The 14,191-nt window shown below is 67.7% G+C and carries 7 protein-coding genes; 6 read left to right on the top strand and 1 reads right to left on the bottom strand.

The annotated features are described in order from the left end of the window. The first annotated feature begins 92 nt into the window (after positions 1–92). The 5 genes from G7043_RS18115 to ctaD all read left to right on the top strand — a co-directional run bounded on the left by G7043_RS18115 (position 93) and on the right by ctaD (position 12,664). Entirely contained in the window at positions 93–4,355 is a 4,263-nt protein-coding gene (locus G7043_RS18115; RefSeq protein WP_166046824.1) for a glycoside hydrolase family 2 TIM barrel-domain containing protein, read from the top strand. A 72-nt stretch (positions 4,356–4,427) separates the two neighbouring features. After that, positions 4,428–5,294 (top strand): slipin family protein, encoded by an 867-nt coding sequence (locus G7043_RS18110; RefSeq protein WP_166046823.1) that lies wholly within the window; start codon positions 4,428–4,430, stop codon positions 5,292–5,294. A 58-nt stretch (positions 5,295–5,352) separates the two neighbouring features. Continuing rightward, positions 5,353–9,258: an AAA family ATPase gene (locus tag G7043_RS18105; RefSeq protein ID WP_166046822.1), complete on the top strand. Its 3,906-nt coding sequence runs from the start codon at positions 5,353–5,355 to the stop codon at positions 9,256–9,258. A gap of 279 nt (positions 9,259–9,537) precedes the next feature. Continuing rightward, on the top strand, positions 9,538–10,863 hold the full coding sequence (locus G7043_RS18100) for an esterase/lipase family protein (protein WP_166046821.1): 1,326 nt from the start codon (positions 9,538–9,540) through the stop codon (positions 10,861–10,863). Positions 10,864–10,900: 37 nt separating this feature from the next. After that, positions 10,901–12,664: an aa3-type cytochrome oxidase subunit I gene (ctaD, locus tag G7043_RS18095; RefSeq protein WP_166046820.1), complete on the top strand. Its 1,764-nt coding sequence runs from the start codon at positions 10,901–10,903 to the stop codon at positions 12,662–12,664. Here the strand turns inward: ctaD and G7043_RS18090 are convergent, their stop codons facing one another. Next, a complete protein-coding gene (locus tag G7043_RS18090) occupies positions 12,665–13,477 on the bottom strand; it encodes an SCO6745 family protein (RefSeq protein WP_166046819.1) in 813 nt (270 codons plus the stop codon). A 173-nt stretch (positions 13,478–13,650) separates the two neighbouring features. On the opposite strand from G7043_RS18090, the gene G7043_RS18085 reads away from it, so the two are divergent. Beyond that, the gene (locus G7043_RS18085; RefSeq protein WP_166046818.1) at positions 13,651–14,187 is read left to right on the top strand and encodes a DUF4240 domain-containing protein; all 537 of its coding nucleotides are present in this window, start codon (positions 13,651–13,653) and stop codon (positions 14,185–14,187) included. Positions 14,188–14,191: the final 4 nt, after the last annotated feature.

Genomic DNA, 14,191 nt, shown 5'->3' with positions numbered 1-14,191 from the left:
CGGCTGTTGGGACGACCACCCCGATCGGACCAGGACAGAAAGATCGGACATTCGTTGACGACGTTGTCAGCGCGCCCCTAGCTTCCGAAGGCATGCTTCGTGTCGTCGTGGCCACGGTGGTAGCACTCTCGATCTCCCCTGCGACCGCGCAGGCCGCACCCCTGGATGCCTTGGCGTACCTGGAGAATCCCAGAATGACCGGGGAGAACCAGGAGCCGCCGCACCCGGACCTGAAGCCCGAACGCCGCCTGAGCCTGAACGGCGAGTGGCGCCTGCGGATGTTCGACAAACCCGAGGACGTCCGGGAGACCCCCGACGGCTGGCGGACCGTCAAGGTGCCGCACACGTGGCAGACCGACTTCCTCGACCACCCGATGTTCCGCAACATCCCCACCGAGATGTACCCGGACGCCCCGCCGGCCATCCCGCGCGACGTCAACCCCACCGGCGTCTACGAAAAGACGTTCGACCTGCCGCAGAACCGGGACCGCACGTTGGTCAGGTTCGAGGGCGTGACCAGCGGATACTTCGTCTGGGTCAACGGCAAGTACGTCGGCTACGACCAGGGCGGTTACACGCCCGCCGAGTTCGACATCACCAGCAAGCTCAAGGCCGGCCGCAACACGCTGAAGGTCCAGGTCCACCGCTGGGGCTCCGGCTCCCACCTGGAGGACTACGACCAGTGGCGGTTCTCCGGCATCTTCCGCGAGGTCTGGCTCTACTCGACGCCCCGGACCTACCTGAGCGACGTCACGATCAGGACCGACCTGGACGCCCAGTACCGCGACGCCACCATCAGCACGGACGTCGAGATCGGTGGTCCTCAGGAGGGCCACACCGTCCGGACCAGGCTTTTCGACCCGCAGGGCCGTGAGGTCCCGGTCGTCGACGGCAAGGTCGCGAACCCCCTGAAGTGGACCGACGAGACCCCGAACGTCTACGAGCTCCGGATCGAGCTGCGCAAAGACGGTCGCGTGATCCAGACCGGCAAGCAGCCCGTCGGGTTCCGCAAGATCGAGATCATCGACCGGCAGCTGAAGATCAACGGCAAGCGCGTCCTGTTCCGCGGCACCAACCGGGCCGAGACGAGCGTGCACGGCAGCCGCTACGTCACCCGCGCTGACCAGGAAAAAGACGTTCAGCTGATGAAGCGGTTCAACATCAACGCGGTGCGCACCTCGCACTATCCGAGCGACCCGTACTTCTACGAGCTGGCCGACCGCAACGGCCTGATGATCGCCGACGAGGTCGAAGTCGAGACCCACCACCACGACGGCTGCCCGGACAACTGCCTCGCGGAACGCCCGGAGTGGCAGGACGCGTTCCAGGACCGGTTCGTCGCCATGATGCAGCGCGACAAGAACCACCCCAGCGTGATCATGTGGGACACCGGCAACGAGGCAGGCCTCGGCAAGGCGCACCACACGATGGCCGAGTACGCCAGGAAGAACGACACCCGCCCGCTGTACCACCAGCCGAACTCGCCGGACGGCGACGCGCCGTTCGCGGACGTCTGGGGGCCGCGCTACCCGTCGCCCGCCAGTCTCGAAGCCAAGGCGAAGACGACCACCAAGCCGATCATCATGGGCGAGTACGCGCACGCGATGGGCAACAGCCTCGGCAACTTCAAGGAGTTCTGGGACGTCGTGCGCGCCTATCCGCAGGTGCAGGGCGGCTTCATCTGGGACTGGGCCGAACAGAACATCGCGCTTCCGCTCTACACCACCCCGGACGACGCCAACGGCATCATGAGCTGGTTGTCCGGCAAACCGTCCCAGGTGGACGGACCACACGGCAAAGCGCTGCAGCTCAGCGGACTCGACGACTTCGTGGAGGTCTACCGCGACCGCAAGCTCGACGAGGTCAGCTCCGGTCTGACGCTCGACGCCCAGGTCAAGCCCGCCGCGTGGACCGGCGACTTCACGGTCATCTCCAAGGGCGACCACCAGTACGCGCTCAAGATGGCCAACCGGACCACGCTGCAGTTCTTCATCCACAGCGGCACCTGGCGCACGGTCGAGGCCCAGGTCCCCGCCGACTTCTACGACAACTGGCACCGCGTCACCGGCACGTTCGACGGCACCAAGCTCCGGTTGCTGATCGACGGCGAGGAAGTCGCCACCACCAACTACACGGGCACGATCGACTGGTCGCACTGGCCGGTCAACATCGGCCGCAACGCCGAGACCATGCAGGAGAACGTCCAGACCCGCATGGCGCACGGCGTGATCGACCAGGTCCGCGTCTACCACCGCGCCCTGTCCGACGCCGAACTGGCGCAGGACCCCAAGAAGACCGCCGTGCTGGCGCTCGACTTCGAGAAGCTGGAGGACAAGGGCCGCCACCAGTCCTACGGCGCGGGGACCGGTGGCGTGGACGGCGTGGTGTGGGCGGATCGCCGGCCGCAGCCGGAGGCCACCGAGCTGATGGCGGTCCACTCCCCCATCCGGTTCTCCTTCGCGGACAACAAGCTGACGATCGTGAGCGAACGCCAGTTCACCGGCACCGACGACCTCGAACTGCGCTGGCAGGTCCAGGACAACGGCCGCACGATCGCCCAGCACCGCGGCAAGCTCCAACCCGGCACGCTCCCGTTCCCCGACTACACGGCGGCGACCGAGCGCTGGTTGACCGTCCGCGCCACCGACCGGCAGGGCAACGACGTCGGCGTCGGCCAGTTCCCGCTGGGCGGCACGCAGATCGCCGGCCTGCACACCGAGGGCTTCCCCGGCAGGCTGACGACCACCCAGAACGACCACGAGATCGTGGTGTCCGGCAAGGACTTCCGGTACGTGGTGAGCAAGAGGTCCGGCACGCTCACGTCGATGCGCGTGCGCGGTGCCGAGTTGCTCAAGACCGGACCGGAGCTGGACGCGTGGCGGGCCCCGCTGTCCAACGAGTTCATGAGCGAGGACAACTCCTGGTATCGCAACGGACTCGACCGCCTCACGACCACGCCGTCGAGCGTCACCGTCACCCAGAACGCCACGGACACGGTCATCACCGCCAAGTCCACCGCGCAGGCCGTGCAGAACGCGTCGTTCGGCCAGACCTTCACCTACCGGATCACCGGTGACGGCGAGATCAACGTCGGCCATCGGGTCGCGGCACGGGACAAGATGCGCGACCTGAGCTATCTGCCGAACATCGGCTTCACGCTGAAGGTGCCGCAGGACTACCGGAAGTTCACCTGGTACGGCCGTGGTCCCGGCGAGAACTACGACGACCGCAAAGCGGGTAACCCGGTCGGCGTCTACCAGTCCACTGCGGACCGGGAGTTCAACGACTACTACAAGCCGCAGGACTACGGCAACCACGCGGACACGCGCTGGGCAACGCTGTCCAACGGCCGTGCGGGCCTGCTCGTCGCGGGCGACTTGGACGTCCGTGTGTCGCAGTACGACGACTTAGACCGGGCGCCATACCCGTTCGCGCTCAAGAAGAACGACGGCTGGAACACCCTGCACACGTCCCATCGCGTCTCAGGTGTCAGCGAGACGTTCCACGAGCCGTTGCCGCAGTACCAGGTGGAGGCGGGCAACGAGTACGCGTACTCCGTGCTGCTGCGCCCGCTCACGCCCGTGGAGGCCGCAACGGGCAAACTAGGCCGTCACGTCGACTGCGGCCCCACGGCACAGCTCAACGCCACCGACACCGCTCTCGAACCGGGTGAGCAGGTCGAGGCCGAGCTCGTGGTCACCCAGCCGTGCCCCGGAACGATGACGGCCCGGCTGAGCGCGCCGGAGAACTGGTCGGTCTTCCCCACGACCGTCGACCTGACCAGCGGTTCCGCGAAGGTGACGGTCAAGCGCGAGGGCGGCGCGACGGGCATCCGGCCGGTGTTCGTCGAGGTCTCCACGGGCAAAGGGACCACGACCCTCACCAAGGACTTCACCGCCACGCCTCCCGCGCCGACCGGAAACGCGGTGGTGTCGGGGCTGGAGTTCCTCAACGAGAGCAACGGCTGGGGCCCGGTCGAACGGGACCGCAGCAACGGCGAGCAGGCCGGCGATGACGGCAACCCGATCAGCATCCGGGGCGCGAGGTTCGACCGGGGCGTCGGCGCGCACGCCGACTCCGAGTTCCAGGTCTACACGGGTGGGAAGTGCTCGACCCTGGCCGCCACGATCGGTGTCGACGACGAGACGGGCGGTAGCGGCAGCGTCCGGTTCGAAATCCTGAAAGACAACCGGTCGGTCTACCAAAGCCCTGTGCTGACCGGACAGAGCGCAGCCGTGCCGATCAGTGTGGACACGAGTGGAGCAACGGTGCTGACGTTCCGGGTGACCGATGGAGGTGACGGCAACGCGCACGATCACGCCGACTGGGCAGGTGCGGTGCTGAGCTGCGGATAGCTGGAGCAAATTGTCGGACCCCAGGCGTACCGTTGGGGATCAAGGGCATTCGCCGGTCGAAGGGCGGGTCTCATGATCGTAGAAATCCTCGGCGGACTGGTCGCGCTCGGAGGCCTGAGCCTCGCCATGAGCGCCAGAGTGATCAAACAGTTCGAACAGGGACTGGTGTTCCGGTTCGGCAAGCTCCAGCAGGGCGTGCGCGGGCCGGGGCTGACGATGCTGATCCCCGGGGTCGACCAGCTCCGGAAGGTCAACCTGCAGATCGTCACCCTGCCCGTGCCGGCGCAGGACGGCATCACGCGCGACAACGTCACCGTGCGCGTGGACGCCGTCGTGTACTTCAAGGTGCAGGACCCGGCGAAGGCCGTCATCAACGTCGAGGACTACCGGTTCGCGATGCTGCAGGTGGCGCAGACGTCGTTGCGGTCGATCATCGGCAAGAGCGAGCTCGACGACCTGCTGTCCAACCGGGAGCACCTCAACCAGGGCCTGGAGCTGATGATCGACACCCCCGCGCTGGCGTGGGGCATCGACATCGACCGGGTCGAGATCAAGGACGTGGCGCTGCCGGAGAGCATGAAGCGCTCGATGTCGCGGCAGGCGGAGGCCGAACGCGAACGCCGGGCCCGGATCATCACCGCGGACGGCGAGCTGCAGGCGTCCAAGAAGCTCTCCGAGGCCGCCGGGACGATGGAGGCCACGCCCGGCGCGCTCCAGCTGCGGCTGCTGCAGACGATCGTGGAGGTGGCGGCGGAGAAGAACTCGACGCTGGTGCTGCCGTTCCCGGTGGAGCTGCTGAGGTTCCTGGAGAAGAACACCAACATCGAGTTACCCCAGAGTGATTCAGCCAAGGGTGATTCGTCCCAGGGTGATTCGGCCAAGGGTGATTCGGCCCAGACTGAATTACCGCGGCGTGATTCGCCGGATTCACCCATGTGAGTTACCCCAGGTAACGCCCATCTGCGCCGGACGACGTGTGTGCAGGGGGTAGTGACGCATGCAGGAAAGGGTCAGAGGCAGGTTCGTCGGCATCGGCGTCGGCTCCTATGAGCTGGTGCAGCCGCTGCAGCACGCCGTGAGCGACGTGCGGGAGCTGCGCGCCCTGCTCAAGGGCTACGAGGGCGACCCGCTGACCGACCCGACCGAGGCCGACGTCCGCGCGCACATGAAAGGGCTGCGCACGCAGCCGCAGGACGGCGGCGCTCTGGTGGCGTTGTGGAGCGGGCACGCGATCCCGGTCGCGAACAACCTCAGGCTGCTGGCCAAGGACAACGACGGCGTGGTCGACGGCATCATGCTGCACGAGTTCGCGCTGTGGTGTGCCGCGTCGGGCGCCCATCAGGTGCTCATCATCATCGACGCCTGCTACTCCGGCGCCCAGCTCGACGAGGCCGTCCGCACGGTCGCGGCCGTGCAGGAGGAACTGCTGGCCGGCCAGGTGCACTGGGCGGGCGTGCTGGTGTCGTGTTCGAGCGTCGAAACGGCCCGTGACGGCCTGTTCGGCGGGAAACTCCGCAAGCTGCTGCGTGCGGGGCCTACGGCCGATGAGGACGCACGGCGGTGGAGCGACCGCACGGCGTTGGTGGACGGTGGCGCGGTCGGCACGGCGTTGCTGAACACGTGGGACAGCGATGTGCAGCGGCCGCGCTTTATGCAGTACGGGTCTGCACAGCCGATGCTGCCCAACCCGCTCTATGCGGCGAACACGGTCGTGAAGCATCTTTTGCTCGCCGCGCGCGGTGGTGACTCGGCGGACAACCGTTCGTGGTTCACCGGCCGCACCGCCCAGGTGGACCGCGTGGTCGGCTGGATCAAGTCCGGCGTGCCGGGTCTGCGGGTGGTCACGGGCTCGCCCGGCACCGGCAAGTCCGCGGTCGTCGGCCGGGTGGTGAGCCTGTCCAACCCGGCGGAACGCGACCTGCTGCTCACCGCGGGTCCGTCGTTCCGGCACGCCGACCCCGGCCCCGACTCGGTCGACGCGGCCGTGCACGCCCGCGCGATGGACGCCGACCGGGTGGCCGACCTGCTCAGCCGCCAGCTCGTGGGCGCCGGGCTCGTCCCCGAACCCGACGGGCCCCGTCGGGGCGCCGCCGAACTCGTCGGTGTCGTCAGCACGCTCACCTCGCCGCCGGTGCTCGTGATCGACGGCCTGGACGAGGCCCGCGGCGAGTCGTTCTCGATCGCCACCTCGCTGCTGACCAAGCTCGCGAACCACGCCGTCGTGATCGTCTCGACCCGGCAGGCGCACCGGGTCGCGGGTGGCGCTCCCCTGCTCACCGAGCTGTCGCCGGTCGAGGTGCTGAACCTCGACGAGGCCGACAACGAGGCGGACGTCCGCGACTACGTGGTGGCACGGCTGGGCCCCCAGGCTCCGCAGTCCACTGTGGACGAACTGGCGAAGCTGCCGTTCCTGACCGCGTGGATGATCACCGATCAGGTGCTGGCCGACGCCGGGAACAGTTTCAGCGCGGACCTGAAGCTCTCACTGGACGCGGCGTTCGACCGTGAACTCGCGAAGGTACCGTCTGCGCGTGCGCTGCTGACCGCGCTGACGTGGAGCTACGGCGCGGGCTTCCCGGAAGCCGAGTGGATCGCGGTGGCGGAGGCGTTGTCCGGCGAGGAGTTCGGCCGTGACGACATCACGGCCGTGCTCACCGAACTGGGCCGTCACGTCGTGCAGGACGGTGAGGAAGGCACGGCGGTCTTCAAGCTGACGCACCAGACGTTCGCCGACCACCTGCGTCCGCAGTTCGCGCCGAGCCGGGACGCGGTGTTCGCGCCGGACGCCGAGAAGGTGGCGTGCGCGCTGATCGAGCTGTACCGGCAGCGGATGGAGGCGGGCGTCCCCCCGAACGTGCCCGGCTACCTGTGGAAGTACGCGTGGCGGCACTGCGGGCACGCGGGCACGCGGGCGTTGGACGGGTTGCGCGCGCTCGCGGGGATGAACCGGATGTTGTTGCCGGACATCGCACTCGCGGCGACGACGGCGGCCAACGAACTGATGCACTGGGGCCGCGGCGACGAGGCCATCGCGCCGTTGGAAGAGGCCGCCGAACACTTCCGCGCGCTCGTGCCGACGACCCGGATGTACCTGGCGGACCTGGCTTTCGTGCAGAACCTGCTCGGGCGGCGGTTCCGCGAGGCCGGACGGCTCCAGCAGGCCGTCGCGCCCGCCGAAGAGGCCGTGGTGCGGTATCGCGAGCTGGTCGCCTCGACCCCGACGACCGCAGAAAGCCTCACGCACAAACGCCTTGCGCAACGCATCGCGAAGACGACGACGCACGGCGGTGACAACCCGACGTACGCGGCACACCTCAGTGGTGCACTGGTGGATCTGAGTGATGTCTACGCGATGTTGGGACGACGGCATGAGGCGTTGTCCACGGCTCGTGACGCCGTAGCGGCCGTTGACACAGATGCTCCGCTCGCGCGCGCGATGACGTGCCTTGCCAACCGGTGCAGCGAAACCGGCCGGCGTTACGAGGCCATGCAACGCTCCAAGCAGGCCGTCGAGCTCTTCTACTCGTTGGCCCAGACGAACCCCGTGTTCCTCGCGGACCTGGTCAGCGCGTTGGTCGAGCTGAGCCGCGACTACGTCGCGCTGGGCAGGCTGTCCGAGGCCGGCCGCATCACCCAGCAGGCCGCCGACATCAGCGGCACGCTCGGCCGGCACGCCGCCTTCCGCCCGCAGCTGGCCGACGCCGCGCTGAGCCTGAGCGTCGCCTACAGCACGATCAACCTGCGGGCGGAGGCGCTCGACACCGCGCGCCAGGCGGCGGACCTCGCGGACGGGCTGCGGATGCACAGCCAGGCGCTGCACAACCTCATGCGCCGCCAGCGCGACGCGGACAAGCCCCGCGAGGCGTTGGCGACCGGACTGCGGACCGTCGAAGTCTGCCTGGAGAACAGCGACCGGCTGTCCACGCTCGCGGCGGCGTTGTTCACGCTCGACACCATCTGCGCGGGGTTGAAGCAGCCCGAGATCGTCGACGAGACCTGGGAACGGGTGACCGCCCGGTTCACCGGCCCGCACCTCGCGACGCTGCTGATGCTGCGCGCGGCGGCCACCAGGGCCGGTGATCCGGCGGCCGCGAAGTGGTTGTGCCAGGCGCTGACCCACGTCGGGCAGTCCCGCCAGGCGATCCACGACGTGCACGACATCGCCCGCCGTCACTACGACTCGGGTCCGTGGCCTTGGGACACCTCACCGGACTGGCTGACGGTCGACCGCACGCTCTTGCAGACCGCACGGCGGTGGGTGTTCGCACGGTCGTACGCCGACGAACGCGCAATCCTGCTCGAACACCCCGAGCTGCTCTCGACGGACGCGGACGTCGCGGTCACCGAGGCGTTGTACGGCACAAGCCTGATCGAGGCGCAGGTCCTCCAGTCGCGGCGGACGACCGCGCAGCAACAGGGCGTGCCGCTCGCGTACCGGCCGTGGCTGCTCGCGAGCCTCGCGGACGAGTTCGTCGACGCCACGCCCGCCCGCCGCCGCGAGCTGCTGGCGACGCGCCGGGAAGAGCTGCTGGACAAGGAAGTCCTGCGCAACATCCACGACAACAAGCCCGTGCACGCGCTGCTCATGCTGGCCGACGAGGACAGCGACGTGGTCGACCTCGTGCTGGACGCGCTGGAAGACCCCGCACGGGTCACCGAGATCCTGCGCGCACTGGCGGCGAGCGCGTCACCCCAGGCACTCACCCAGGCCGTGACGGCGTTGGAGCCGCACGCGCTGGCGGGGCTGTACAAGGTGGTCGCGCGCGCTCGGGCCGGTGACGGACGTCTGGCGTTGCCCGCCGCGAACCAGCGTCTGGCGTGGATCCGTGAGCTGACCTATCTGGTGCCCGCGAACCTCAAGCTGCTCACTCTCATCCGCAAACTCGCTGAGGAGTCCTGTTGACCTCTCTCCCAGCTGCTGCAAGGAGATTCACCCCTCATGGGGTGAATTTTCTGCTTCACCACTCGTTGCCGACCCGCTTTCACGGCGAGGGTCGGAGTACCGACCATCGGTCTTGCACAAGCTCCACAGACTTCACGTCCCGCCAGCCCGGCGGTAGACCGATCCACAGCTTGGTCATCGCCCGAACCGACCAACCGAGCACACCCGACGGCTTCTCGCTCTCGGTGCGAACACCCGCCTCTTGCCCTGCTCCGCAGGGCTATCGACGAAGGAGTCCTGATGAGTGATCTCGTCGTCGTCCTGCCGGGCATTCTCGGCAGCACCTTGCGCGACAAGGACGGCGTGGTCTGGGAGGTGTCCGGCAAGGCCGCTCTGCGCGCTGTCCTGTCGCTGGGCCGCAGCCTGCAACGGCTCAAGCTGCCGGCGGGCATCGGTGACGAACACCCTCAGGACGGCATCGAGCCGGTCGCGCTGATGTCGGATCTGCACGTGATTCCCGGCATCTGGTCACCGTTGAAGGGCTACGACCGGGTGACCAAGCGGATGAACTCGCTCGGCTACACCGTCGAGAAGGGCAACCTGATCCTCTTCGCCTACGACTGGCGGCTGTCGAACCGCTACAACGGCGCGTTGCTGGCTCGACGCGTGGACGAGGCGTTGGACCGGATCGGGCCGAACGCCAAGGTCAGCTTCGTGTGCCACTCGATGGGCGGGCTGGTCGCACGGTGGTGCATCGAGCAGTGCGGGATGGCCGAGCGGACAGACAAGCTGATCACGATGGGCACGCCGTACCGCGGTGCGGCGTCGGCACTGGAACAGCTGGTCAACGGCGTGCGCAAGGGGCTCGGACCGTTGGCGGTCGACCTGACCGAGTTCGCCCGGTCCATGCCGTCGCTGCACCAGCTGCTGCCCGAGTACGCGTGCATCGAGTCGCCGTCCGGGCTGGTCAAGACGACCGAGACCACGTTGCCCGAGCTGAACACCAAGATGGTGGAGGACGCGGCGGCGTTCCACGGCGCGTTGACCGACTCGTTCGCCGACCGCACGTACGCGATCCTCGGCGGTAAGCAGCCAACGGCCACCACGGCACGCATCGCCGACGGCAAAGTCAGCTGCTATCGGACGTACGAGGGCAACGACCTGTACGGCGATGCGACGGTTCCGGCTGTGGGTGCGGCTCGACGGGGTCTGGCGTTGTCGTCGAACACGCTGCACCGCGTGACGGAGCAGCACACGTCGTTGCAGGACAACGCGGCAGTACTGGACGCCGTCGAGTCGTTCCTGACCGCCAAAGAGATCATCCCCCGGAACGTCACGGCCACGGAACCGCAGGTCAGCGTGCCCGACCTGGCGTTGGTCAGCGAGGATCTGGAGGTCACCGTCGAGCTGAAGAACACCACCCCGCGGGCGTTGAAGGTGGCCTTGCTGAACGAGCAGGGCAAACAGGTCGAATCGCGCAGCCCGGCGATCTCCGAGACCATGGACATCACATTCGGCGGATTGCCCCCCGGCGCGTACTACGTGCAGGTCAGCGGCATTTCAGTCGGCGCTCCGGTGGTCCCGGTGACCTCCGCGGTGCTCGTCATGGATTGCCCCGTGGTCTGACCGGGAGGACGATTGTCGTCTGCACGGAGGAGGCGCGATGACCACGATCAAGCCAACGCCAGTAGTGCCCCATCCGGGGGCGGCGCGTGCGCGGCCGAAGGGCTCGTACTTCCTCTCGCTGTTCAAGACCACAGATCCCAAGCAGATCGGGATCATGTACCTGACCACGTCGTTCGCGTTCTTCATGATCGGCGGCGTGATGGCGCTGCTGATCCGCGGCGAGCTGGCGCGGCCAGGTCTGCAGTACCTGTCGAACGAGCAGTACAACCAGCTGTTCACCATGCACGGCACGATCATGCTGCTGCTGTACGCGACGCCGATCCTGTTCGGGTTCGCGAACTTCATCCTGCCGCTGCAGATCGGCTCGCCGGACGTCGCGTTCCCGCGCCTGAACGCGTTCTCGTACTGGCTGTTCCTGTTCGGCGGCACCACCGTCGTCGCCGGGTTCGTGACGCCCGGTGGCGCGGCGGACTTCGGCTGGTTCGCCTACACGCCGCTCTCGTCCGCCGTGCACTCGCCGGGCGTCGGCGCGGACCTGTGGATCATGGGTCTGGCGGTGTCCGGCCTCGGCACGATCCTCGGCGCGGTCAACATGATCACGACGGTCGTGACGCTGCGGGCGCCGGGCATGACGATGTTCCGGATGCCGATCTTCACCTGGAACATCCTGGTGACGTCCGTGCTGATCCTGCTGGCCTTCCCGATCCTGACCGCGGCGTTGATGGGCCTGGCGGCGGATCGGCACCTCGGGGCGCACGTGTTCGACCCGGCCAACGGCGGCGTGATCCTGTGGCAGCACCTGTTCTGGTTCTTCGGCCATCCCGAGGTCTACATCGTCGCGTTGCCGTTCTTCGGGATCGTGACCGAGATCTTCCCGGTGTTCAGCCGCAAACCGCTGTTCGGCTACAAGGGCCTGGTGTTCGCGACCCTGGCGATCGCGATGCTGTCCGTGGCCGTGTGGGCGCACCACATGTACGCCACGGGTGCGGTGCTGCTGCCGTTCTTCGCGCTGATGACGTTCCTCATCGCGGTGCCGACGGGCATCAAGTTCTTCAACTGGATCGGCACGATGTGGAAGGGACAGCTGACGTTCGAGACGCCGATGCTGTTCTCGATCGGCTTCCTGGTCACGTTCCTGTTCGGCGGCCTGACCGGCATCCTGCTGGCCTCGCCCGCCGTCGACTTCCACGTGTCCGACACGTACTTCGTGGTGGCGCACTTCCACTACGTGCTGTTCGGCACGATCGTGTTCGCCACCTACGCCGGCATCTACTTCTGGTTCCCGAAGATGACCGGGCGGATGCTCAACGAGCCGCTGGGCAAGCTGCACTTCTGGACGACGTTCCTCGGCTTCCACGGCACGTTCCTGGTGCAGCACTGGCTGGGCAACGAGGGCATGCCGCGCCGGTACGCCGACTATCTCGCCTCCGACGGCTTCACGACGCTGAACATGATCTCGACGATCAGCTCGTTCCTGCTCGGCGCGTCCGTACTTCCGTTCGTGTTCAACGTGTTCCGCTCCTACCGCTACGGCGACCCGGCACCGCAGGACGACCCGTGGGGTTACGGCAACTCGCTGGAGTGGGCCACGACCTCGCCCCCGCCGCGGCACAACTTCAAGGAGCTGCCGCGGATCCGTTCCGAGCGCCCGGCGTTCGAGCTGCACTACCCGCACATGGTCGAGCGAATGCGGGACGAGGCGCACTTCTCGTTGGTGCATCCCGGAAAGCACAGGGCCGGCAAGGATGAAGTCACCGAGAAGGCGCTCGCCTCGACAGAACGGGACGGGCCGACCGAGTAGTCAGCGCCGGCCGGGAATCATCCCCGCGTCGACGACGGCCTTGCTCAACGGCGTGGCCAGTTCGACGAACCGCTGCTTCTCCTGGTCCGACAACACGTCGTAGGCCGGCGCGGCCATGCGGTCCGTGTCGTCCTCGATGCCCTGCCGCAACTCGCGCCCCTTCTCGGTGAGGAGCTCGTCCTCACCGATGAGCCCGCGCTGCTGCAGATCCGCCACCGTCGCGGCCCACTGCTCCTCGGACCACGCACGCGTTGTGCGCAGCACCTGAGCCGGGAGGTCACCCGTCCCGACGTGCAGGACGAGCGCCTCGATACCGGTGATGTTGTGCCTGAGCAACGCCGCGAGATGGCCGTCGCCGCGGAACTCGCGCAGCAGGGTCTGAGCGTGGAACAGCTGCAGCCGGGTCTCGTCCGGCCACGGCAAACGCGCGTGGGCGGCGAACAACGGCCGGCCGCTCAACGTCTCCTTCGCCCGCTCAGCAGCGCGCCTGGCGAGCTCGGTGATCTCCTTGAGGTCGTCCGGCAGCACCTTCTTGAGCGCCTCGTCCGCTGCCTCCCACCGCAGCTCCAGCATGCGCTGCGGCGTGACCTTCTCCCATGCCTGCGGAATGCGCGCCCGCACGATCGCGGGGTTGAAGTTGTAGAACGTCGCGATCACGACCTCGGCGCTCGCTTCCCCGAGCGCGGCCGCCCGTGACGCGAAGTACCCGCCGAACCGGTCGAGCCCGGCACTCGTGTACCGCGACTCCGCCTCCGGGGCGAAGTAGATCATTCCGTGCACGGCCTCGAGCGAACGAAACAGAGTCCTGATCATGTTCCCAACCTAGTACGAGCCGGGCCGGGGACGTCCAGGAAAGTCGGCGCCTTGCAGCGTGCGACGGACCGCAGTCAGTCAGTCACAGCCAGTTGAACAGGTGCACGCGCAACTTGCCTGCCCGGCCGTCGACAGGCCAAAAATTGTCAGACCCGCCTGCCAAGCTCAACGGCGTGGACTCGACAACGTTCTGGACCCTCATCGCCGACGCCCGCGCGAGCGTCCCCGACCCCACCGACAGCGAAGCGGTGGCCACCGCCGCCTCGACCCTGCTCGCCGCACACCCACCTGCCGAGATCGTTGCGGCCCAACAGGTCCTGTGGGACCTCCTGGCCGAGTCGTACCAGAACCCGTTGTGGGCGGCGGCCTACCTGATCAACGGCGGCTGCTCGGACGACGGCTTCGACTACTTCCGCGGCTGGCTGCTGACCCAGGGCCAGGAGGTCCACGACTCGGTCCTGGCATCGCCGGACTCCTTGGCCTCGCTTCCGGTCGTGATCGCCGCCGCCGAGTCCGAAGTGGAGCTCGAGTGCGAGGAGGCCCTGTCGATCGCCTGGAACGCCCACCTCAAGGCCACCGGCATGCAGCTGCCGCAGGACGCGTTCCGGATCCGCTATCCCGAGCTCGACCCGGAGTGGGAGTTCGACTTCGACGACGGCGAGGAACTGGCCGCGCGCCTGCCGAAGCTGGCCGCGCTCTACGAGGTCTGACCGC

This window comes from Lentzea alba (assembly GCF_011067745.1).
In the GTDB taxonomy this organism is placed as follows: domain Bacteria; phylum Actinomycetota; class Actinomycetes; order Mycobacteriales; family Pseudonocardiaceae; genus Lentzea; species Lentzea alba.
This window is presented reverse-complemented; position numbering and strand designations above follow the sequence as displayed.

Bases quoted from the DNA above. Each gene is read 5' to 3' on its own strand.
- G7043_RS18115 (WP_166046824.1), top strand. From the start codon at position 93: ATGCTTCGTGTCGTCGTGGCCACGGTGGTAGCACTCTCGATCTCCCCT.
- G7043_RS18110 (WP_166046823.1), top strand. From the start codon at position 4,428: ATGATCGTAGAAATCCTCGGCGGACTGGTCGCGCTCGGAGGCCTGAGC.
- G7043_RS18105 (WP_166046822.1), top strand. From the start codon at position 5,353: ATGCAGGAAAGGGTCAGAGGCAGGTTCGTCGGCATCGGCGTCGGCTCC.
- G7043_RS18100 (WP_166046821.1), top strand. From the start codon at position 9,538: ATGAGTGATCTCGTCGTCGTCCTGCCGGGCATTCTCGGCAGCACCTTG.
- ctaD (WP_166046820.1), top strand. From the start codon at position 10,901: ATGACCACGATCAAGCCAACGCCAGTAGTGCCCCATCCGGGGGCGGCG.
- G7043_RS18090 (WP_166046819.1), bottom strand. From the start codon at position 13,477: ATGATCAGGACTCTGTTTCGTTCGCTCGAGGCCGTGCACGGAATGATC.